We start from the raw sequence: 23,768 nt of genomic DNA on the forward strand, positions 1-23,768 counted from the left end.
AATTTAGTACATCAGCTTTATGCAAAAACATTTTTTCTTTCGCCTTCTATTTTTATTTTTCACAATAATTACTGCCGCACAAGCACCCAAAAAACCCACTGCTTCCGAAATATATCACGACCTTCAAAAACTAAATTTTGTGGGTTCTGCACTATTTATCGCCGCGCACCCAGATGATGAAAACACAAGGCTAATCTCGTATTTGGTAAACGATGTGCACGCAAATACCGCTTACCTTTCTATAACCCGTGGCGACGGTGGTCAAAATTTAATTGGCCCTGAACTCCGCGAACTTTTGGGCGTTATTCGCACCGAGGAGCTTTTGGCAGCACGGAGAACCGATGGTGGGCAACAGTTTTTTACACGCGCCAACGATTTTGGTTACAGCAAGAATCCAGACGAAACTTTTGAATTCTGGACCAAAGATGATGTGCTGAGCGATGTGGTTATGACAATCAGAAAATTTAAACCAGACATTATTGTAAATCGATTTGACCATCGTAGTCCCGGTAGTACTCACGGTCATCACACGGCTTCGGCTATGTTGAGTGTAGAAGCTTTTGACGCTGTTACTAATGCTTCAAAATTTCCAAAATCGGCTCAAGAATATGGTGTTTGGAAACCGCAACGTTTGTTTTTTAATACTTCGTGGTGGTTTTATGGTAGCCAAGAAAAATTTGATAATGCAGATAAAACCAATCTTGTTTCCGTAGAAACCGGAAGCTACTTTCCTGCTCTCGGACTTTCAAATGGCGAAATAGCTTCACTTAGCAGAAGTATGCACAAATCGCAAGGTTTTGGAAGCACAGGTTCTCGTGGAACTGAAACCGAATATTTAGAATTGTTGAAAGGAAGTAAACCATCAGAAAACAATCTTTTTGATGGTATAAATACTAAATGGTCCCGACTTGATGGCGGAAAAGAAATAGGAGCGATTTTGAATCCGTTGGAAGATACTTTCAGCTTTAAAAATCCTTCAGAATTATTGCCGAAGCTTTTAAAAGCGTATCCGCTCATTTCAAATTTGAAAGATTCGCATTGGCGAAATATTAAGCTTAAACAATTAAAGCAACTCATTTTAGATTGTGGCGGTATCTTTATTGAAGCGGCTTCCGAAGAAAATTCGATAAATCCGAATGAAAACTTCAAAGTAAATATTGAAGCTATTAATCGGGGCACGGCAGCTGTTACATTAAAAGCAGTGAAGAGTAACGATGGCAAAATGTTATGGAATGAATCGGAAATACTTTCGTATAACGCTAAGAAAAATATTGCAATCACCGTAAATTCCGTAGAGCAAAACCCGCCCTATTCTTCGCCTTTTTATTTGAATGAAAAAGGCACCGTTGGAATGTATGCCGCGCCCGAAGCATTAATTGGGCTTCCTGCTACTCCGCCTTTAGAACTGTTAGTTTTTGAGCTGCAATTTGGAAGTACTTCAATTCCTTTCACAAAAAATATCATTTATAAATTTAACGATCCCGTAAAAGGTGAAGTTTACCGCCCGTTAGAAGTATTGCCAGAAGTAACCGCTTCCATTCCTGAAAAAGTTTTAATTTTTGCTAGTGATGACGCCGAAAATGTTTCGGTAATTGTGCGTGCAGGAAAAGACAATATTTCTGGAAATGTAAGTATTAAGCATCCCGACGGCTGGAAAGTGGAACCCGCTCAGCAAGCGTTTCAACTTAAAAGAAATGGCGAAACCAAAACCTTCATTTTTAGTGTAACGCCTCCAAAGGATCAAAGCGAAGGCTATTTAAAAACTTTGGTTAGCGCCGAAGGAAAATCTTTTGATAGAGAATTGGTTACTATCGATTACGAACATATTCCGTATCAGAGTGTTTTGTTGCCTTCAGAAGCTAAGGTTGCGAAAATATCTATTCAGAAAAAAGGGCAGCATATTGGTTATATAAATGGTGCCGGAGATGCAATTCCCGAAAGTTTAAAGCAAATTGGGTATTCAGTTTCAACCATTGATCCAGCAACTATTTCAGAAGAAAATTTAAAGAATTACGATGCGATTGTAGTTGGAATTAGAGCTTACAATACTGTTGACGAACTCGCATTTGTACAGCCAATTTTAAATAAATACGTTGAAAAAGGTGGAACCATGATTGTGCAATACAATACCAGCCGGGGTTTGATTACCGAAAATATTGCGCCTTACAATTTAAAACTTTCGCGTGATCGTGTAACAGACGAATTTTCGGAAGTAAAAATCCTTGCACCAGAAAATCCATTACTAAATACACCAAATAAAATTACCCAAAAAGACTTTGAGGGCTGGGTACAGGAACGCGGTTTGTATTTTCCTGATGAATGGGCTAATGAGTTCACTCCTATTTTAGGAATGCACGATAAAGGCGAAACTGAAACAAAAGGCTCATTACTTGTGGCCAAATACGGAAAAGGGCACTATATTTATACAGGATTGAGCTTTTTCCGCGAACTTCCTGCCGGTGTTCCCGGCGCTTATAGGTTGTTTGCGAATATGCTTTCAATTGGAAAATAATTCTCGAAATCGTGACTGAAGAAAAACAAAAATTCGTTTGGAAATGGAGCTATACTTTTGTGCTCCTGTTCAATGCTTTCTATATCTATCTGTTTTATTTATTAATGCAAAACTACGCCTAAATGCAGCAGATTGATTGGATTGTTTTAATTGGAACGCTACTTTTTATTGTGCTTTATGGCACTTGGAAATCGCGTCAACAAAAAGATGTTGGTGATTATTTAAAAGGTGGGAACACTGCCCACTGGTGGACAATTGGAGTTAGCGTTATGGCAACCCAAGCCAGTGCAATTACGTTTTTATCAACCCCAGGACAGGCTTTTCACGACGGGATGGGCTTTGTGCAATTTTACTTTGGATTGCCAATTGCAATGGTAATAATCTGTTTAGTTTTTATTCCTATCTATCACAAACTAAATGTTTATACCGCCTACGAATATCTTGAAAGTCGTTTCGATAAAAAAACGCGAACATTAACTGCAATCTTGTTTTTAATACAGCGTGGATTAGCCTGTGGTATTACCATCTTCGCCCCTTCTATTATTCTTTCTGCAGTATTGGGATGGAATTTAATTTATTTGAATATTATCATCGGGGTACTAGTAATTATTTACACCGTAAGTGGCGGTACAAAAGCTGTAAGCGTTACCCAAAAGCAACAAATGGCGGTTATTTTCTTCGGAATGTTGGTTGCCTTTCTTTTAATTCTGAACTATTTACCACTCGATATTACTTTCACCAAAGCGCTCGAAATTGCTGGCGCTAACGGCAAAATGGATATACTCGATTTTTCATTCGATTTTGATAACCGTTACACTTTTTGGAGCGGAATAATCGGTGGAACTTTTTTAGCACTCTCCTACTTCGGAACAGATCAAAGTCAGGTGCAACGTTATCTTTCTGGAAGAACTGTGAAACAGAGCCAAATGGGTTTAATTATGAACGGGTTGCTAAAAGTACCAATGCAGTTTTTTATATTGTTGGTGGGTATTATGGTTTTTGTTTTTTACCAATTCAATAGCTCACCTTTGCATTTTAACCCTGCTGCCGTAAAAGATGTTAAGAAATCTGAATACGCTGGCGAATACAAAGCCTTGGAAGTGAAAAAAGAGGCTATAGACCAACAATTGGCCGCATCTCAAATAAGCTATTCAAAAGCACAAACTGCGTTAGAAAAACAAAACTACGCTAAAGAAATAAAGTCTCTCAACAATGAAGAAAATAAGCTGAGAGAACAATCTGTAAAAGTTATAAAAAAGGCAAATCCAAACGCAGAAACCAACGATAAGGATTACGTTTTTATTCATTTTATACTTACCAATTTACCACGTGGTTTAATAGGATTATTGTTGGCTGTAATTTTAAGTGCTGCAATGTCCTCGACTGCTTCAGAGCTGAATGCTTTGGGAAGCACGACTACTATTGACCTTTACAAAAGGAACGTGCCAGGAAAGAGAGAAAAACATTACGTTGCAGCTTCCCGTGGATTTACGCTATTATGGGGGATTATTGCAATTGTTGTGGCGTGTTCGGCACATTTGTTCGATAATCTTATTCAGTTAGTGAACATTATCGGGTCCATATTCTACGGAAATGTTTTGGGTATTTTTCTGCTTGCATTTTTTATAAAATATGTGCGTAGTAAAGCTGTATTTATTGCGGCTTTAATAACACAATTTATAATAATTTATGTCTGGTATATAGACCTAATGCCTTATTTGTGGCTAAATGTAGTGGGCTGTGCATTGGTAATGGGAATTGCCGTAATACTTCAAATTACGTTGCCGAGGAATAATAATCCCGAAATAAAAATAGCAGAAGAAGCTTAACATTTTTTGCTACCATAAGCTTAGATTCATCATAAAACACAATTTCGTTAGAATTCAAGTTTGAGCATTACGTAAGTAATCGCCTTTCACCTAAAATATATTTGAATTAAAATAAAAGTCACACCCCTGTTTTTTGCTGATATAACTAGCTAAAATTAATTTTACCGCAATATTATATAAAAGTCACACCTTTAGAAACACAAATAATAGAACCAGAAAATAATTAAAGTTTGTTATTTGTTTTCAAAGACAAAAATTGAAATGATAGCATCAGACAAGTTGGTTACCTATATGTGGATTTTATTAGCAGTTTATGCTGCAGTGATTCTATTTTTCGTTGTACGCGGCGCTCGAAAAAATACGAGCATAAAAGATTATGCAGTTGGTAATATTGGCTTCCCTTCTTGGGTTGTTGGCTTGTCTTTGGCAGCTTCAATGACGAGTGCTGCTACCTTTATTATTAATCCGGGATTTATTGCACTCTACGGAATTTCTGGTGTTATTTCATTTGCGGTTGTACTACCTATTGCTGCATTTATTTCGTTAATTGTTTTTACAAAAGGCTTTGTTAAACAGGGTAATGCGGTTAAAGCAACCACAATGGCCCAATGGATTGGCACGCGCTACCACAGTAAAAGTTATGCGTTCTTTTTTGCGATTATTGCACTTTTGCTCATTACTTTCATAGTATTAATTAATGTTGGGCTTACACAAGTTATTTCTAAATCGCTTAACGCAGATCCCTTTTATGTACTTATGGGAATTACTGTTTTTGTATTTGGGTATATGATGTTTGGAGGCGCGAATTCAATGGTTTATACCAATACTATACAAGCTATAATCATGTTTATTGTTGCTATTATTTTAATTGGCTCTGGGTATGAATATTTTGCGGATGGTATTACTGGTTTTTTGGATAAGCTAACTGCAATTGACCCAAATTTGACTAAACCCACAAATCCATCCAGTTTTTTGTTTCGAGATTACTTCGAAATAATAGCTACACAAATCGTTATTGGAGTTGCAATTGTTTGCCAGCCACATATTATTACAAAATCACTTTTATTGAAAGATTCGAGTAAAATAAACACTTACCTATTTAGTGGTATTTCTTTTATGGTTGTTTTCTTTTTAGTGGTAATTGTTGGTTTGTATGCACGAATAAGTTTTCCAGATTTTATGGTTAATGGAGAAAAATTAAGAATGGATGAAATTATACCAACATACGTGGTTACTAAGTTTTCTGTGGGCGTTGGTTTAGTTATAGTTGTTGGTTTAATATCCGCAGGACTTTCAACGTTAGAAAGTCTAATTCAATCTTTATCTATTACTATTACTTCAGATATAATAAACCCATTATTTAAAGATAAATTTACTGAAAACACTATATCTATTAATAAAGTGGTTATCATTGTTCTTGGAATTGTAAGCTTTTTATTGAGTTGGGAACAAATTCAAAATCCAGATATTAGCGTAGCAATTTTCGCTCAGAATGGTGTCTATGCCTACTTTGCAGCCGCATTTGTTCCTGTACTTTTCGGGACATTTTTAAAGAATGTTTCTACAAGATCAGTGTTTATTGCTAGTATTACCGCAATTGTAGTACATTTTGGTATTTACTATGGAAGACTAACTCCTTATATGCAAGAACCTGTAAATAACCCTGGAGTTTCAGCAGCAATCGGTATTGTAACATCTGTTCTCGTTGGTTATATATTATATAAAATAGATTCAAAAAAAGTAGCACTTGGACACACTAGATTGGACAGCTAAATGGGCAGATTATACGCCCGATAAAATTGCAATAACATCGTATGACGCTAATGAAAGTTACACCTATAGCGACTTAAACACCTATGCCAATCGATTGGCACAAAAGTTTCAAGAACTTCAACTAGAAGAAGGAGATAGAATTGCAGTTTTAGCAGAGCACAGTTTAGAGTTTATCGTAATTTTTGTGGCTTGCCAACGCATGGGAATTATTATTGTTCCCTTAAATTACCGATTGTCTGTAAATGAAATTTCTAAACTCATTTTAGATTGCACGCCAAGTTTACTTGTTTACAGTAAAAATAATCAGGAAAAAGTGGGGCAATTGCAAACTAAAAATTTGACCCCAATTGCATTTAGTGCACTAAAACACCATTATAAAAATAGCAATGAGATTGCTATAAAAGAACACCAAATTAAGGCGGAAAACCCTTTATTTATTTTCTACACATCCGGAACAACCGGTAATCCTAAAGGTGTTATTTATACAAATAAAATGTTGTTTTGGAACAGCTTGAATACTTCCATGCAATTAGGAATTACTTTCAGAGATTCAACTATAAATACGCTCCCGCCCTATCATACTTCTGGTTGGAATGTTTTTGTTACACCGCTACTGCATAAAGGCGCTCAAATTGGTTTGTTAGAAAAATTTGATGCTGAAAAAATACTCTGTTTATTAGATCTAAACAGAACCACATTATTTATGGCGCTACCAACAATGTTGTTAATGATGCAGAAAACACCTGTTTTTAAAGATGTAAACTTAAAGAAGTTACGTTACATTATCTCGGGAGGTGAAAAAGTACCGTCAGAACTCGTTAGTTATTGGAAAAAGAAAAAAAACATTAATATAAGGCCAGGTTATGGTTTAACCGAAGCTGGGCCAAGCATAACATCGTTACATCATAAAATGGCACAACTGAAGCCAAATTCAATTGGGAAACCCAATTTTTATTTGGAAGCTAAAATTGTCAACGAAAATGGAGACATTGTTAAGCCAAATGAAGTTGGCGAGTTATGCATAAAAGGAAACATTGTTACTCCAGGTTATTGGAACAATTCAGTTAAAACAAATAACAAAATTAAAAAAGATTGGTTGTTTACTGGCGATTTAATGTACAGCGATGAAGATGGGTTTTTGTATGTAAAAGGACGGAAAAATGATATGTATATTTCTGGAGGCGAAAACATTTATCCGCAAGAGGTAGAGACACAATTGGAGGCTATAAAAAACATTAAAAAAGCTGTTGTTTTAAGTGTAAAAGATGAAAAATGGGGCGAGTGCGGTATTGCATTTGTAACTACAAATAACGAAGATCTTACCGTTGTAAAAATCCGTGAGTTGCTAAAAACTAATCTTGTGGCATTTAAGCATCCAAAGTATATTTTTATTTTGGACGAAATACCATTAACAACCTTAGGAAAAGTATCTAGAAAAAAGCTATATAATTATTTTAACACCATTAAACTTCAATAATGCAACGACTTATATTTATTTTCTTTTTCACATTAATTAATACAACGCTGTTTTCGCAAAACCCTGAAAAGCTTATGAAAGACATACTTTCTCAATATAATTTTGAAACCCTTTCAACAATTATAGATAGCACAGAAATAAGTTATATTAAAGAAGGAACCGGTGAAAAAACAATTCTATTTGTTCACGGTTTAAGTAGTAACTCTGATGCTTGGTCTAAAAACATTGCAGCTTTAAAAAACGAGTATACTTGCATTGCTTTAGATTTGCCCGGTTATGGCAAATCTTCTAAACCCGATGCAGCATATACCCCTACTTATTTCGCCGCTATTTTGCATAATTTCATAACAAAATTAGCATTGAAAAACGTTGTGCTTGTAGGGCATTCCATGGGCGGTCAAGCAACTATTAAATTGGCAACAACTTATAAAGATGATATTGATAAACTAATATTAATTGCTCCGGCAGGTTTAGAACAATTTTCTGAAACCAATTCAAAAAAATTGAAGAACTTTTTAACTGTTGAAATAGTAAAAAACACCTCAGACGAGCAAATTGAAAAAAATTATGCTTTAAATTTTTATAAGCTACCCGAAGAGACTTCAAAAATGATTAACGATAGAAAGCAAATTAAGCAAGCTATAGATTTTGAAGCACATTGTGAAGCCATTGTAAATAGTATTTCGGGAATGCTAAACGATCCTGTTTATGATAATTTAGAAGCTATAACTCAAAATACACTTGTTATTTTTGGCGATAACGATATGCTTATTCCTAATCGTTATCTCAACCCAAATTTAACCACAGAAGATGTTGGTAAGATAGCTTCAGAAAAGATAAAGACAGTAAAAGTGGAGTTTGTAAAAGATGCCGGTCATTTTGTGCAATTTGAAAAATACAATGAAGTGAACACGCTCATTCAACAATTTGTTGAGGGTAATTAAATTGTATTTTAAAATTTTAATCCTAAAAAATTTCATTTGGTATAATGAAAACAAAACTTAAAAAATTTACTGAATTTAGTAAAACCATATTACCAAATGAAGCCAAATATCTTCAAACCAGATACCAATTCACCGATTCTGAAAAGTTTCAAATTATAGAATTGTTAATCGCAAATGCGTTATCTAAGAATGACTTTATAGCTTTTAATCCAGCCATAGACAAACGGAAATACAGCTATATTAAAGACTGGATTGAGAAGAAAATAGCCAAAATAGATGTGGATGCTACCATCCGTTGGTTAATATCGCTTAAGCAAAAAATACTCACAGATGCTATAGCTTCAAGCGAAGAAAAAGAGTTTCTTCATTATATTTCAGCATATAAAAGGATCGATTTCAATTTTCAGAATTTATACGACCTTACCAAAGAGTACAAATCTTATTTGCTGGTTCGAATGCGTTATAAAGATCATCAAATAGTAGCAGATTTTATTGAAACGTATAAAACACATTATAAAGAAGCCAATACTATAAAGGAGAAATTATACACTGCTACAACCGAAATTACAAACCAATACACGCTTAACAATAACGAAACAAAGCATTTAGAAACTTGGCTTTTACAGGTTTTTAACAACAAAAATATTGATGGTAAAAATAGATATCAGGCCTTTGTTTTACTTGCGTTTATGTACACTAATTACAATGAGAATGATAAGTTAAAAGTAATATTTAATCAAATTGACCAATACTTTAGTCAAGGTCAAATGTATTCCAGACGATTATTATCTAATTATTATGCCAGCCGTGTGTTGTTACATTCTAAACAAGATGAATTTAAGGAAGCGGAGTTTTATGGCTATCTATCTATACGGCAAAATAATAATGATACTTTAATGTATTTGAATAATTTAGTTGCCATTTTATTGCGTAACAACAACCCGAGACAAGCATTTTCATTAATGGAAAAGCACAAAGACCTCTACAAAGAAACACACAATTACCATCAGAAAATTGGGTATTGTTCGTATCAAATCCGCGTGTTAACTGAACTTCAAAAAAATAATTTAGCTGAATCTACCGCCAAACTTTTTCTGAAAAAATATAAAAACGAAGTATTAAACCATCGTTGGCACCATTTTTTTACCTCGTATCTCAACACATTAATTGCTCAGGAAAAATATGAAGAAGTGCTTAAGCTTTCCACTAAATATAATCTGATAGAAAAGGAAATAGAAAGGCAGAAACAAAACAACTATGTGCCTAACATATCGTGGAGTATTTCACTGTCTCGGTATATGGAAGGCAAAATAAATTCTGTGCGTTTATTAGAAGAAATTAAAGCCCCAATCATAGATATACAGCCCACTACAAACCAAAAACAACTCATGATTAAAGTTATTGATAGACTCTCCAACAGTCTGCCTGAAGCATTTTTAGAACTAAAGTCACACATCTAAAAAATTAGTATAACTAACTAGTATAGTTACTTTTAACAAACCATTGGTTTATAAATTATTTTAATAGTCACACTTAAAACCTTTTGTTTTTGTTCCGCTAAGTTTGCTTTTTCATAATAGATTGCCTCCCTAAACCAACTTAATCAACACTCACATATTATGAAAAAACTATTTTTAATTTTTGCGCTCATTAGTTCCTTGGTGGTTTGCGCTCAAGAAACTGGAACCATTAAAGGATTAATTACAGATGCTAACGGCGTGCCTTTATCTGGAGCAACTGTATCAATAAAAAGTTTAAATAAAGGCACAATGACCGATTTTGATGGAAAATTCAACATCGACAACGTTGAAGTAGGCACGTATAATGTGGCTATTACATATATTGGCTATTCATCTTCTAGCCAGAGCATTTCGGTATCTTCAGGAAAGGTAACCCAATTAAATACCTCTTTAAGTGAATCAGACACGGTTTTAGATGAAGTTATTTTAACCGCAAACAAACAACCCCAAAAAATTACAGATGTACCAGCAACGGTAAATGTAATTACCTCCCAAGATATTCAGGAATTTTCAAGTTTCAATATTGGCGAACTTGCAGCAAGACAAAAAGGTGTTGATTTTGTAAGAAGTGGTGTTTTAGGTACTGGTATTAATATTCGAGGATTTAATTCAGCCTTCAATTCTAAAAACCTTCAATTAACAGATGATAGATTATCCACATTGATCGCAACAGGTTTGCCAATGGGTTCTTTTACCACTGTTACTAAAGATGATATTGATCGTGTTGAAATTTTATTGGGACCAAACGGAACGCTTTATGGCCCTAATGCGCACAATGGTCTTGTGAGCACCATCACAAAAAATCCAAGAACTTCTGAAGGAACAACTTTTGCTTTAGGAGCTGGAAATCAAAACGTGCTAACTGCAAGGTTGAGACATGCGCAAGTAATTAATGACAAATTTGCCTACAAGGTGCATTTTGAAAGATCTCAAGGTACAGAATACGATTATGTAGATAGTGTATATGTTGGAACGAAGGCATACACAGAACTAGATTTAGATCGCGACTTTGATACTCAAAAATATGGCGCTTCCTTATTTTATAAGCCAACCTCAAGTTCAGAAATTAATGGATATTATGGACATAGCAATAACAACAACATTGGTATTACAAATGCTGGACGTAACCAAATTAAAGACTGGACTATAGATGTCGCACAATTAAAATATGTTTCTAAAAACTTTTTTGCTAATACCTACTACACTTGGAGTAAAACAGATGAAACCTATGCAATAAACCAGAGAACACAGAATTATGTGTCTTTTATTGAAAATGGTTTTTCTGAAGAAGAAGCACGCGAACGATCGCTTGCAGAACAATGGTTCCCAACTGGTCCTGACACAGGAATTTCACTAAAACGGGGCGCTCTTTTTAGAGATGATTCACAACGTTTTAACGCAGAAGGACAGTACAATAATAACTGGAGCAATTTCTATTTAACATTGGGTGCACAGTATCAACTGGACATGGCAGATTCTAAAGGCACTTACCTTTTAGATGAAGACGGAATAGATTTAGGTCAGACAGGTATTTACACACAATTAGAATATAAACTCCCACAGACTGGATGGGGATTTTTAGCTGGAGGACGAGTTGATAACCACGATTTATATGGTACCAACTTTATACCAAAATTAGCCGTTACTAAAAAAGTAAATAGCGGCACCTTCAGAGTAACTTACGGTAAAGGGATTGCAGTACCATCTATTTTAAATCTTAAAGGAAACCTATTTGGTGGATTAGTACTAGGTAATGGAGAAGGATTTACACTAACGGATGGTACTAAAATCTCAAAATTAGACGTAGAAACCATTGACTCATACGAAATTGGTTACAAAGGAAAACTATCAGATAAATTATTTATCGATGCGAATGCCTACTACAATCAATCTAACAATTTTATTAGCCCATTGCGTAACATTGCAGATGCTGCCAACGGAAATTTTGTAACTCACATAGGCGATCAACCTATTGGTGACGTTGTTGAAGGTTCCGATGGTTCTTTTATATTAACCTATTTAAACTTTGGCCACGTAGATACTTATGGAGTTGATGTTGGGTTAAATTATTATTTCAACGACGATTTTAGAGCCGTATTTAACTATTCATATTTTGGTCGCAATCTTGATAAAAATGATCTTGGTAACGATGGTAATTTAGATGGTAAAGTATTAGAAAGTGAATTACCAATCAATACGCCAAATAACAAATTTAGTTTAGGATTTCACTACAATAAAGGCAAATTTTATGGCGCTATGTATGGAAGATATGTAGAGAACTATGATTTCTTCTCAGGAATAAATGTTGCTGCAAAAACGCAAGATTTAGATGGAGACGGCGTTAATGAAATTGTTGAAAATGCTCAAAATGGAAGAACTTGGAACTACGGCCAATTAGGTGGATTTACAGTTGATGCAAATGCAGGATATAATTTTAATGATAACCTTTCATTAGGTCTTAGTGTTACAAACCTATTTAATGCTAAAATCAGAGAATTTGTTGCTTCGCCAATAATTGAAACACTAGTTTCCTTTGAGTTGAAATATCACATGAATTTCTTCAAAAAGAATTCAACAAGTATTAATTAAGCTTCCAAACCATGTCAATAATACAAGTTAATGAAATTGAACTTGACTATGAAGATTATGGAAAAGGAAACATTCTTCTATTTCTTCATGGATTAGGATCCACAAAAAAGGATTGGGACTCACAAGTCCCTTTCTTTTCTAAAAAATATCGTGTTATCACATTAGATTTAAGAGGTCATGGAATTTCTACAAAACCATTAAATGAGTTTGGCGTAGCATTAATGACGGAAGATGTAAAGCAGTTTTTAGATCAATTAAATATTAAAAAAGCAACAATCGTTGGCTTTTCTATGGGAGGTGCAGTAGCCTTTCAAATGGCGGCAAGTTATCCGGCGTATTTAGATAATTTAGTAATTGTGAATAGCGGCCCAGACTTTAACGATATGGGTGAAATTGGGGAAGAGCTTTTACATAACAGAACCCAATTCTTAGAAACAAAAGGCTTAGAACCATTAGCCAAAGAAATTGCATTTAATCTGTTTCCCGAAGATCATCAAATAGCCCTCAGAAATGATTTTGAAACCAGATGCAAAAATAATGACTACAATGCGTATTACAAATCATTCGTAACCTTGATGGCTTGGGGTTTAGGAGACAAACTAAAAGATATTACCGCAAGAACACTGGTAATAGCATCAGATATGGATTATACGCCTATTTCGTTCAAGGAAGACTATGTGAAAAATATGCAAAACGCAACTTTAGCTGTAATTGAAAATTCTAGGCATTGCGTTGTAATGGATCAACCGGAAAAATTCAACATAGAACTCGAAAAATTTTTAACACATGAATAAAACAGTACTTATTACAGGTAGCACCAGTGGTATTGGTTTAGGCCTTGCAAACCAGTTTGCCAAAGAAGGTTATAATATTATGTTTCATGGTTTAGAATCTAATGGCGCAGAAATAGCAAAAAATATTGGCGAAAAATACAATGTAAAAGTTGCGTTTTCTAATGCCAATTTATTAAAATCTGAAGCTATAGAGGGTTTGGTTGCAGAAACCATAAAAACCTTTGGAGCGCTACACGTTTTAGTAAATAACGCAGGTATTCAATTTGTTTCGCCCATTGAAGAATTTCCAAATAGTAAATACGAAAATATTATAGCAATAAATATGAACGCCGTTTTCTATGCCTCAAAGGCCGTTTGGAAACAAATGAAAAAACAACAATTTGGAAGAATTATTAATGTTTCATCGGTTCATGGATTAAGAGCATCAGAGTTTAAATCTGCATATGTAACAGCTAAACACGGGGTAATTGGTTTAACAAAAGTGTTAGCCTTAGAAGGAGCACCATTTAATATTACGTGTAATGCTATCTGTCCCGGTTATGTAAAAACCCCTTTAGTTGAAGGCCAGATAAAAGATCAAGCAATAGCACATAATATGACAGAAGACAAAGTTATAGAAAAAGTAATGCTGAAAAAGCAAGCTGTAAAACAATTTGTACCTATTCAAGCAATTGCAGACATGGCACTATTACTCGCCAAAGAAAGCTCAACAACCATTACAGGATCTTCCTTTGTATTAGATGGAGGTTGGAGCGCTCAATAAATTAATTGAAATAGCGGTTTAATTAAAATTAGGCATCAGAGAATTTTTAAGTGTTAATTGAAAATTCTGATGCCTTTTTCACTTAAATTAAAAGGCATTATGCGGTCTTTCCCACCTCGCTAAAGTGGAGTTTACTACAATTTCATTCGCTATTCCACTTTCAGCTTTAAAGCATCTGGTGAGTTAGTTTTTATACCTATCAATCCGTATTTGGTTTCTCCAGCTTTTATCAAAGTGCCGTTAATATTATATACCAACAAATCTGATTTAAAATTCTTATTCGCTGAACTTGCGACAATCATATTTGTACCTGCTATTCCCGGACCTAAAATTAAACCAATGGGAATATTGGTTTCGTCTTGGGTTATGTATCCACCACTGCTAGTAGTTTTAGCCGTAGTCAACATTATTGGTGATAGTAAGAGGTAGAGTAAATACGAAGCTGGACTTTGTTTTAGCGTTTTATAAACCCTATCGTTTTCCATAACTGGGACTTCCGTACTATTTTCGTAGGTTAATTTAATATCCCTCCCAAACATTACATCTTGATCGGAATCGTTAGTTATTTTAACTGCAACCACTTTTACGCCCTTCTTTGCTTCTTTCTTTTCGTACTTCTTGTAAAGTACATCGTATTTATATTCCAGTTTTATTCCTTTATCTGAATTATTAGAAAGAAAATTGATTGTTTTAGGTTGAATAGCTTGATAACTGGAAGCACAGCTTGTTAAAGAAATAATGGCAAGTAAGAGCAAAGTAATTTTGAAAAATTTCATAGGTTAGGTCTTAATATTTTGTTAATATAAAAAACGCTAAAATAGAATAATTTTCAAAAAATCAAAGACAAAATTACTTTTTGAAAATTAATTTTGAAATTCGGTTATTGCCCGAGGCAAAAGCTACACTCTCATTAATAAATTCCAAAGCGAAAAAGCCCTTATTTGAATGTTCTTTTCAGTTTTCTCCCCCGTCGCTACAGTAGGAAATTAATTAGTTCATTCCGACCTACCACTCTTATTGTATCTCAGTTTTTATTAAAAAAAAAGCTGCCCTCAAATGAGGGCAGCTTTAAATTTTAAAAGGTAATATATACTAATTACTTCTTTAAAACTTTGAAGTTTTCAACTTGTCCGCCTTCAAAAGTAACACGGAATAAGTAAGTGCCTGTTGGTAAAGCAGAAACATTTACGCTTCCATTGTCAAAACGATTTTCACCCATTACTTCTTGTCCAAGTAGGTTATAAGCCGAAACCGTCTTAATAACTTGAGTAGCAGAAATGTTTAATACATTTTCCACTGGATTTGGGTAAAAAGTTAAGTTAGATGCTACATAATCATTAACACCAGCTACACCGTCAACGGTAAGAGTGTAATCCTCAGTTTCACCAAACCCTTGTGTTTCATCACAAGACATATCCCAAGTAGCTGTAGTTTCATCTACTGCCGCTACACGAACTCTCATTCTATAATCTCCGTCTACAACAGAGGAAGGAATAGAAATATCTCCAGTTAAAGCTTCGTCGCTTCCCGTTCCAATAAAGTAGAATTCACTTTCTTCAAAAGTTTCACTTCCGTCAAAATCAATCCAAACAGAAACAGACTCGAATGCCCATCCATCACCAACGGATACAGAAATTGGGAACGTCCCACCTGACTGAACAGTAGCTATCATAGATGTATTATCTTCGTATCCATTAGGACTACAAGTAGTAGTATTATCTATTTCTTGGAAAGTAACGTTTGTAATCATATCGTTATCTGTACAATCTAATACAGGTTCACAGTATCCACCAACAACAACTTCTTCAACTTCCACTGTAAAGTCTAATGCTTGTCCAAAGCTTGGAAAAACACCTTGACCGAATGGATTAAACTGAATTCCACAAGGATTAATTTCCACAGGCGAATCAGCATCAAAGTATGTTTTTGTAATTCTAGCACGAGTTTGTCCTAAAACTGCATCTACTGGAACTGTTATATCCATGCTCACAGAAACTCCATCAGCACCTGTACTATTTTCTAAAGTACCAAGCTCGTAAATTTCGCCTGCATCGTCTAAAATTTCATTTTGATTCCAGTCGATAAAAGCAACGATATTGTTTGTAAAATCGCCATTAGTATTACCCTCAACTACTAACGTATAAACTCCAGCAGCGTTAACTGTTACAATTATATCAGTTTTGTTAACCAATACAGAAGTTACATCATCGTTAGTTATAGTTGTTGCAGCAAATTCTACAGAAGTAATTTCCTCAACAGTAACATCATCAGCATCTTCTATTTCACAATAAGGACTTGGGAAACCAACTCCAGCTACTACGTTTACAGTATAGTCTTCAACTTGACCATAGGTATTTGATCCACAAGGGTTGGTTGATGCAGCATTAAAGTTTTTTCTAACACGCATACGTGTTTCTCCTAAAACGGCATCACTTGGTATTACAATATCCAATGTTGCTTGTTGTCCATCTGTTCCGTCAGAACTATTAATAGAACCAATTTCATAATATTCAGTCGCTTCAAATTCACCGTTGTTATTCCAATCTATCCAAGTAGAAAAGAAGTTCGTGAAATTTCCATTAGTATCACCTTCAGCAGTAAAGCTGTACGTGCCATCAACTTCAACTTCTGCAATAATTGCAGTGAAATCTTCATATGCGTCTGTGCTTGCTACTGGAGAAGCATTATCAATTCCAGCAAAAACAATTCTAGTAATAGCTTCAATTGTATCGCTATCAGCATCACAATAGGAAATTACTGTAGTAAATGTTGCCACATCTGAAAATGATGTTTCACTAGAAGCAGTACAAGTTAAAGCTAATCTCCATTCTACTTCAACTCCAAGGTTCATAGGTGCTGTTGCAGCGAATGAGGAATAAGTAGCTGTTGCAGTACCTTCATCTACCCAACCTGCGCCATCAGTATTTGATTGCCATTGAAAAGACATTGCAGTTGCAACAGTATACCCTTGAGCGCTTACGTTATACATTGCACCTGGATTACCAGACGCTGGATTAACTAAAGCAATTCCTGCATCTGGAGTACCAGTACAATCTAATGGGTAAATTACTTCGAATTTATAATCTTCAAATTCACCATAAGTGAAGCCAGTTTCACAAGGATCAATATCTCCTGAATTACTTAACCAGTGGCTCACAATTCTCATTCTAGTTTCTCCTTCCAGAGCATCTGCAGGAACTTCAAAAGAACCAGTGTGTGCAGCACTATATGCAGATGAGCTATAAGCAACCTCAGTAGTTGCGTCAAAAATATCATCTTGATTCCAGTCAATCCATATTCTAAACCCCGCTGTTCCTCCTACAATATCAACTGAAAAATCAATTGACTGTACTAGACTTTGGGAAGCAGTCTGGGTATCATAAAAATCACCATATCCAGCTACAGAAAAACCACTAGCAAGGTTTGCAATATTTGTAGCGCCCGCAGTAGTAGTAAAGTTATTAATATAACGAGCCTGATTTGTAGCCTCAGGTACGCAATATTGTGCATTCATAGTTTGAGTAAAAGCTAAACACATTGTTAATGCTACTAGCAAAGACCCTTTTTTAAGTAATCTGTTGTTCATAATTTATTAGTTTTTGTTAAGATTTCGCCAAACATACCTAAAATAAAATCTAACTACAAACCTCCGAAGTCTAGGTTTTGCAATAGATGACGCCAATATGCGACCAATAAAATTATTTAAAAATACAAGATATCACAGACAACATTCTTTGCCTCAAATTCTTATGGCTCCCTTTTTTAAGAACAACTGTTTTATTAAATGCTGAGTTTTTAAACTCAAAATATTTTTAAAAAAACTTATCTAAGAAATTACTGGATTAGATTAGTTCTTTACAGAAAAATAGATCCAAAACAAAAACCCGACTACAAAAAGAAGGTCGGGTTTTAGTGTATTTTATTGAAGAATTTCAAATATTAAAATTGAGTCTAATTGAAATTAATAAAAACTATGAATTTTTAAATATTCTATTGGGCTAACTTAAAGGCATTTGGTCCCTCCCAACATCAAAAGTCTGTGCGCAGTGAAACCACCTACTAGAAAATATTCGTGTATTCGTAGTGAAATAATTACTTCTTAAAAGTTAATTTTGAAATCCGGTTATTCCCTGAGGCAAAAGCTACACTGTCGTTCACAAATTCAATTGCGAAAAAGCCCTCTTTTGAAAGCTCTTTCCAGTTTTTTCCGCCGTCGCCGCTAAAGGAAATTCCCGGTGAACCAATCGCTACAATCCCCTGCCCTTCTGTGCCCGGAATATATTTAACTGAAGAACGATACCCAGGTTCTTCACCATTTGCAATAAGCTTCCAAGATTTTCCACCGTTTTTTGTTATCGCTTTATTGCCTTCGTTATATGCTTTGTCTTCCCAGTTTCCACCGAAAATAATACCGTTTTTATCATCCAAAAAATCGATGCTATAAATACCCGTCATTGCTTTTCCTTGCACGATTGGTGTATCAAAAATCTCCCATGTTTTTCCTTTATCGGCAGTATGCATTACTCGCGATTTCTTTCCTCCCGTTGCTACCCAAGCATTATCGCCAAATACGGCAATATTACTGTTGCTTGCTGCAAAAGCCGCTTCGCCCTTTTCAACTTTTGGAAGATTATCACACGGCAATTTTGCCCAAGTATTTCCACCGTCGCGGGTAATGATAACAGACATGCAGTTCGCCACTGGATCGCCAATAGCAATGCCTTCGTTTTCATTCCAAAATTTCATAGAATCGTAAAATACATTCTCGCCTTTTTCAGTATAAACCTCTTCAATATTAGTTGCTTCTGTACCGTTGAAACCTATTTTATAAAGAACCGCCGGATTTGAAATACTCAATACAAACACAGCTTCTTTGGTAGTTGCGATAGAACGAAAATGAAGCAGCGAATCGCCGTATTTTATAATTGCAAGTTTTGGAGTGTTGCCATCAACTAGCCCTACTTTACCTTTGTCTGCCGCAAACCAAACTCGGTTTTCGTCCAAAGGCTGTATAGCACGAATGCTTAAACTATCAATAAATACAGGAGTAATTTCTACGGAACTAAATTCCACTTCTGCTTTATTTTCGCAGGATAGAAGGACTAAAACGGCGGCAATGGCAATTATAAAACGCATAGATTCAATTTTTGCCAAAAGTAACAATAACTTTAATTGTGAGAGATGATAATTCGGAAATGAATGATTTTCAATTTTCGTATTTCCTGCTTCGTATTTAGTATTTTGTATTCAAAATTCTAATTTTAAAAAGATACCTTTGCAACCGCAAAATGCAGACAATGAAACTACACAGAAATTTGGTATTCGCCACCATAGATTCCCTTCACTTGATTTTTAATGAAAACAAGCAGGCAGACAAAGTACTTAAAAATACTTTGAAGCGCGATAAACGTTGGGGAGCTCGCGATAGAGGCTTTATTGCTGAAACCACCTATGATATTGTACGATGGAAACGCTTGTATTCTGAAATTGCTGAAGTGCGCGAACCGTTTGACCGTCCTAATCTTTTTAGATTATTTACTGTTTGGGCAACTTTAAACGGAATTGCAATCCCAGAATGGAAACAGTTTGAAGACACGCCAACCCGCCGTATTAAAGGTAGGTTCGACGAACTTTCTAAAATAAGAAAAATGCGCGAATCTATTCCAGATTGGTTGGATGATTTAGGACATAAAGAACTCGGCAAAAAATGGGACAAGGAAATTGCGGCCTTAAATAAGCAAGCCGATGTAGTTTTGCGCGTAAATACTTTAAAAACTACTGTTGAAAATCTGAAGAATGAATTAGCAGATTTAGAAATTGAAACCGAAATCATTAAAGGTTATCCAACCGCATTAAAGTTGAAAGAGCGTTCAAATGTTTTTACTACTGATGCTTTTAAAAATGGATTTTTTGAAGTGCAGGATGCTTCTTCGCAAAAAGTAGCAGAAATACTTAACGCTAAACCGGGTGAACGCATCATTGATGCTTGCGCTGGAGCTGGCGGAAAAAGCCTTCATATTGCAACAATGATGGACAATAAAGGTCAGTTGATTGCAATGGATATATACGAAAACAAGCTAAACGAATTAAAACGTCGTGCACGCCGAAACGATATTTTCAATATTGAAACTCGCGTAATTGATACCACGAAAGTGATAAAAAAATTAATCGAGAAAGCAGATAAAGTTTTAATCGATGCTCCTTGTTCGGGCCTAGGTGTTTTAAGAAGAAACCCAGATGCCAAGTGGAAATTACAACCTGAATTTTTAGATAGAATTCGCGCCACTCAAAAAGAATTGCTAGATAGCTACTCGCGTATGGTTAGACCAGGTGGGCAGTTAGTTTATGCTACTTGTTCTATACTTCCTTCGGAAAACGAAACACAAGTAAAAGAATTTCTTAAACGAGAAGAAGGAAAAGATTTCACACTTGTAAATGAAGAAAAAATAATGCCAAGTAAAAGCGGTTTTGACGGCTTTTACATCTCTCTTATGCAGAAAAAAGAGTAATGTAATTATAAGTTTATATCAATAAAAAAGAGCGGGCAAATGCCCGCTCTTTTTATTTTTAAAATGTTTATAACCTAGAATTATTTTACAATAATTCGTCCGGTTTGGTAAGATTTAGCGTCTTTTCCACCAATTCTAACAAGATAAACGCCGCTTGAAACTTCGCTCATATCAAGTCTTGCTTTAAACGAATCGCCCATTTTGTCCAGCAATTTTATTTTAAGTTGTTGACCCAACATATTGTAAACTGCCAAGTAAGCTATGCCTTCATATTTTGTAATAAAGTTTACATCAAACTCTTTGTTGTTTTCTGAAGTAATAATCAAGTCGCCTTTTCTAATTGAAAAATCATTAACACCAAGTGTACCGATGTTCGCTGTATAATCTTCAGTTTCACCGAAACTTGTTTCTTCGCAAGCATCTGCAGGCACAGGACCATTCCAATTTGACTTAGCTCTCATTCTGTGAGCTCCATTAGCAACGCCAGCAGGAATAACTAAATCCATTGTTTCAGTAAATACACCCGCACCTTGTCCCGGAGCAATTTGAAAATTATTTACTACAAGCTCGTTAGCCGAAAAAGTAGAATCATCATTATAATCAATCCACACTTTTATATATTGACTTCCGTAATTAGTTGTAATAGTCAATGCGTTTGTACTGTTAGGTGCTAAATTTGCTACCATATTTGTAAAATCACCATAACCCTCACATCCAGATGGATTGTTTATTTCGGCTATAGATAATAATCTGAAACCATCACCAAGAGTACAATTAAGATTCGGTTGACATAATAGATTTTCTATAACTGTTGAAACAGCATCATTAGCAGCATTTCCGTCGCCCACCAATGAAGTAGATACAGTAACATTGTAAGTACCCAATGCACTAAAATCTGCAGTTTGCGTAAAACTGTAGTTTATCTCCTGTTCTGAAGCAATTGGTCCAGCAAATGTTTCAACCACTGCAGTACCACCATTAACCACATACTGCACATTAAAATTTGATTGGGTAGTAGCACCAAAGTTTTTAATCGTAGCAACAATAGTTTCATTTCCTAATCCAGACCCTGAAACTGGCGCAGTAATTTCTGTAGCTCCTACATCATTTGCCAACAGGTTCGTAATATTCTTTGTATAGGCATCATTCGCTGGAAATTCATCTCCAGCCAAGTTGGTTTTTATTTGAAGAGAATATGTTTGTCCAGGATTGGAAAGATCTACGGTTTGTGCAAATGTGTATGTTGCCGTGGAATTCGCAGCTACACTTCCTGCATAAGTTTCTGAAGCCACTAAATTGCCATCAACTCTTAGTTCTAATGGAATATTTGCTTGTGCTGCAGATCCAAAATTTCGGATACTTACTTCTACTGTTTCAGCATTGGTTAAAATTCCGTTTACAGGTTGAATTAATGCATTCACACCCACATCCTTCGCAAAACCGCTAGATAATGTAAAGGCTGCTATTTGTGTTCTCCAGTTATCATTTGAAGAAAAGTATTCTGCAGTATGCCAAAAAGTGAAATTATCTGGATCCATTGTTAAATGTGAATAATCTCCAAATCTATTAGTAAATGTCTGCACACCCACACCTTGAATTATTTCAGTTTCAGCGACTGTCATTTGCCCAATCGGATCACCGTCATACCTTCCAGTATAGCGTATTGCAGCTTTAAGTGTTCCGCTGGCAACATTAAATGCCAAACCTATATTACCGGCTGCATCCATTCCGGCACTTCCCATAAAACGGCTATGGCCATCTGCTGGTGCATAAGTACCTTCTTGAAAAATAGACCACGGATTAGCTGCATCATTCCTCAGTTCAATCCACCTAATTCCAGAAGTATCGTTATTATCAATATCTGTATTAAATGTAATTACCCAACTGTTATGACCTCCAAAACTTCTATAATTAGGGGCGTATGAAATTATACCACCAATCATATCTATTTTTTGATTCGTTCCGGGTTGAGCAACGTCACCACTTCCAAAAGGAGCAAATACTGAATTAAAGGGAGCTGTAGGTATTTCTAATGGCGCCGATATTGTAGAATTATTTGTAGTAACCCAATCTAATTCTATTTCCCAAACTTTTAAATGATCGAAAGTAACTCCAGCCCAGCCATCATCTTGTAAATAGGTAACGTAACCCGGAACGTTTGCAGGAAAAGTAGTTCCTAAAAGGTTTGCTGGTTCTGGACTTAAAACGGTATTATTATTTTGAACCATTCCTGGAAGTGGAAATCCAATTATTTTCGGACTTGCGCCTCCTGCAAGCATTACATCTCTTTCAACGGCATAAGCCTTATTTGTAGTTCCGATGTTTGCAGTAAGATAATACGCATCGTGCCATACACTATAATGAGGATAATCAGGAAAACTTCCGAAGGTGTATTGATACACATTGAAAGCACCCGTAGGATCATTTGTCTCAGAGACTCCTATGGCTAATGAATTATTAGAAGACCCAAACTGGCTTACAAACCAACGGTCTGCCAGCTGATCGTACATTATAATTGGATCTCCAGAATTGGTCCCTATGCCTAAAAACGCTCCCAAAGAAACCGGACCAACTAATAAAGTTCCCGTTTTATCGAATATTTTAACAAGTGAATTTACAGCGTGTACGTAGTGATTAGGTCCAGCCGCTCCTGTAGGATCTGGTGGAACAAATCCTGATTCTGAAGAGGACGAACCAATAAAATTTTGCTCAATGGCGCGGGTCTGAACTACACCAAATTCGTTTTGAACGGTTTGGTCTAAACCATTTGGCAATGCAGAAAAGTTTACTTGCTCCTGAACACGCGAGCGGTTTTGCACAACTTTAATTTCTTTTACACTTTGATTTTGGTCATCTTCTGAAGTAACAAAATCGCGTAATGGGATTGTTTTACCCATAAAAGTTCCAACAATAACTTCATCTGGCGGAAAAGTTTCTTGTGCATACACGCCCAAACCAAAGAGCGATATTGTGGCGAATAGTAATGTTCTAATTTTCATGTTTTAATTTTTAAATTTCGAAATGGAAAGGTAATTTATTAAGATTAAATTTTACCCGC

At 35.4% G+C, this 23,768-nt stretch carries 14 protein-coding genes; 10 read left to right on the top strand and 4 right to left on the bottom strand.

Annotation, left to right across the window (positions count from 1 at the left end; translation table 11 throughout):
- Positions 1-19: 19 nt before the first annotated feature.
- From AC3RVF_RS06515 to AC3RVF_RS06555, 9 genes are all read left to right on the top strand, one after another.
- A complete protein-coding gene (locus AC3RVF_RS06515) occupies positions 20-2,512 on the top strand; it encodes a PIG-L family deacetylase (RefSeq protein ID WP_489693023.1) in 2,493 nt (830 codons plus the stop codon).
- Between the two features lie 122 nt (positions 2,513-2,634).
- Positions 2,635-4,341, top strand: a complete 1,707-nt coding sequence (locus AC3RVF_RS06520; protein ID WP_489689744.1) for a sodium:solute symporter family protein — start codon at positions 2,635-2,637, stop codon at positions 4,339-4,341.
- A 261-nt stretch (positions 4,342-4,602) separates the two neighbouring features.
- Positions 4,603-6,114 carry a sodium/pantothenate symporter gene (locus AC3RVF_RS06525; RefSeq protein ID WP_489693024.1) on the top strand — a complete coding sequence of 504 codons (1,512 nt, stop codon included), beginning with the start codon at positions 4,603-4,605 and terminating at the stop codon, positions 6,112-6,114.
- Complete coding sequence (locus AC3RVF_RS06530) at positions 6,089-7,591, top strand: class I adenylate-forming enzyme family protein (protein ID WP_489689742.1); 1,503 nt, start codon at positions 6,089-6,091, stop codon at positions 7,589-7,591. Before AC3RVF_RS06525 ends, AC3RVF_RS06530 begins: the two co-directional genes overlap by 26 nt.
- On the top strand, positions 7,591-8,535 hold the full coding sequence (locus AC3RVF_RS06535; protein ID WP_489689741.1) for an alpha/beta fold hydrolase: 945 nt from the start codon (positions 7,591-7,593) through the stop codon (positions 8,533-8,535). Before AC3RVF_RS06530 ends, AC3RVF_RS06535 begins: the two co-directional genes overlap by 1 nt.
- 44 nt (positions 8,536-8,579) lie before the next feature.
- Positions 8,580-9,995: a hypothetical protein gene (locus tag AC3RVF_RS06540; protein ID WP_489689740.1), complete on the top strand. Its 1,416-nt coding sequence runs from the start codon at positions 8,580-8,582 to the stop codon at positions 9,993-9,995.
- A gap of 159 nt (positions 9,996-10,154) precedes the next feature.
- Entirely contained in the window at positions 10,155-12,644 is a 2,490-nt protein-coding gene (locus tag AC3RVF_RS06545; RefSeq protein ID WP_489689739.1) for a TonB-dependent receptor, read from the top strand.
- A gap of 11 nt (positions 12,645-12,655) precedes the next feature.
- Positions 12,656-13,438: an alpha/beta fold hydrolase gene (locus AC3RVF_RS06550; protein WP_489693025.1), complete on the top strand. Its 783-nt coding sequence runs from the start codon at positions 12,656-12,658 to the stop codon at positions 13,436-13,438.
- Positions 13,431-14,201 (top strand): 3-hydroxybutyrate dehydrogenase, encoded by a 771-nt coding sequence (locus AC3RVF_RS06555; protein WP_489693026.1) that lies wholly within the window; start codon positions 13,431-13,433, stop codon positions 14,199-14,201. The genes AC3RVF_RS06550 and AC3RVF_RS06555 overlap by 8 nt, the downstream gene beginning before the upstream one ends.
- Before the next feature lie 149 nt (positions 14,202-14,350).
- Here AC3RVF_RS06555 and AC3RVF_RS06560 read toward each other — a convergent pair whose 3' ends face one another.
- The 3 genes from AC3RVF_RS06560 to AC3RVF_RS06570 form a co-directional block, all read right to left on the bottom strand.
- Positions 14,351-14,977 (bottom strand): hypothetical protein, encoded by a 627-nt coding sequence (locus AC3RVF_RS06560; protein ID WP_489689736.1) that lies wholly within the window; start codon positions 14,975-14,977, stop codon positions 14,351-14,353.
- Between the two features lie 320 nt (positions 14,978-15,297).
- Entirely contained in the window at positions 15,298-17,787 is a 2,490-nt protein-coding gene (locus AC3RVF_RS06565) for a GEVED domain-containing protein (RefSeq protein WP_489689735.1), read from the bottom strand.
- A gap of 506 nt (positions 17,788-18,293) precedes the next feature.
- Entirely contained in the window at positions 18,294-19,337 is a 1,044-nt protein-coding gene (locus AC3RVF_RS06570) for a WD40/YVTN/BNR-like repeat-containing protein (protein ID WP_489689734.1), read from the bottom strand.
- Between the two features lie 161 nt (positions 19,338-19,498).
- Between AC3RVF_RS06570 and AC3RVF_RS06575 the strand changes: the two genes are divergently transcribed.
- The gene (locus tag AC3RVF_RS06575) at positions 19,499-20,710 is read left to right on the top strand and encodes an RsmB/NOP family class I SAM-dependent RNA methyltransferase (RefSeq protein ID WP_489689733.1); all 1,212 of its coding nucleotides are present in this window, start codon (positions 19,499-19,501) and stop codon (positions 20,708-20,710) included.
- Positions 20,711-20,790: 80 nt separating this feature from the next.
- Here AC3RVF_RS06575 and AC3RVF_RS06580 read toward each other — a convergent pair whose 3' ends face one another.
- Positions 20,791-23,709 (bottom strand): GEVED domain-containing protein, encoded by a 2,919-nt coding sequence (locus tag AC3RVF_RS06580; protein ID WP_489693027.1) that lies wholly within the window; start codon positions 23,707-23,709, stop codon positions 20,791-20,793.
- Between the last annotated feature and the right edge of the window lie 59 nt (positions 23,710-23,768).

Source organism: Aequorivita sp. IT1183, from assembly GCF_058068265.1.

What these genes read in the sequence shown, in the direction of transcription:
- AC3RVF_RS06560 (WP_489689736.1), bottom strand. Translation starts at nt 14,977, where the DNA reads ATGAAATTTTTCAAAATTACTTTGCTCTTACTTGCCATTATTTCTTTA.
- AC3RVF_RS06580 (WP_489693027.1), bottom strand. Translation starts at nt 23,709, where the DNA reads ATGAAAATTAGAACATTACTATTCGCCACAATATCGCTCTTTGGTTTG.
- AC3RVF_RS06570 (WP_489689734.1), bottom strand. Translation starts at nt 19,337, where the DNA reads ATGCGTTTTATAATTGCCATTGCCGCCGTTTTAGTCCTTCTATCCTGC.
- AC3RVF_RS06565 (WP_489689735.1), bottom strand. Translation starts at nt 17,787, where the DNA reads ATGAACAACAGATTACTTAAAAAAGGGTCTTTGCTAGTAGCATTAACA.
- AC3RVF_RS06540 (WP_489689740.1), top strand. Translation starts at nt 8,580, where the DNA reads ATGAAAACAAAACTTAAAAAATTTACTGAATTTAGTAAAACCATATTA.
- AC3RVF_RS06555 (WP_489693026.1), top strand. Translation starts at nt 13,431, where the DNA reads ATGAATAAAACAGTACTTATTACAGGTAGCACCAGTGGTATTGGTTTA.
- AC3RVF_RS06550 (WP_489693025.1), top strand. Translation starts at nt 12,656, where the DNA reads ATGTCAATAATACAAGTTAATGAAATTGAACTTGACTATGAAGATTAT.
- AC3RVF_RS06575 (WP_489689733.1), top strand. Translation starts at nt 19,499, where the DNA reads ATGAAACTACACAGAAATTTGGTATTCGCCACCATAGATTCCCTTCAC.
- AC3RVF_RS06535 (WP_489689741.1), top strand. Translation starts at nt 7,591, where the DNA reads ATGCAACGACTTATATTTATTTTCTTTTTCACATTAATTAATACAACG.
- AC3RVF_RS06525 (WP_489693024.1), top strand. Translation starts at nt 4,603, where the DNA reads ATGATAGCATCAGACAAGTTGGTTACCTATATGTGGATTTTATTAGCA.
- AC3RVF_RS06515 (WP_489693023.1), top strand. Translation starts at nt 20, where the DNA reads ATGCAAAAACATTTTTTCTTTCGCCTTCTATTTTTATTTTTCACAATA.
- AC3RVF_RS06520 (WP_489689744.1), top strand. Translation starts at nt 2,635, where the DNA reads ATGCAGCAGATTGATTGGATTGTTTTAATTGGAACGCTACTTTTTATT.
- AC3RVF_RS06545 (WP_489689739.1), top strand. Translation starts at nt 10,155, where the DNA reads ATGAAAAAACTATTTTTAATTTTTGCGCTCATTAGTTCCTTGGTGGTT.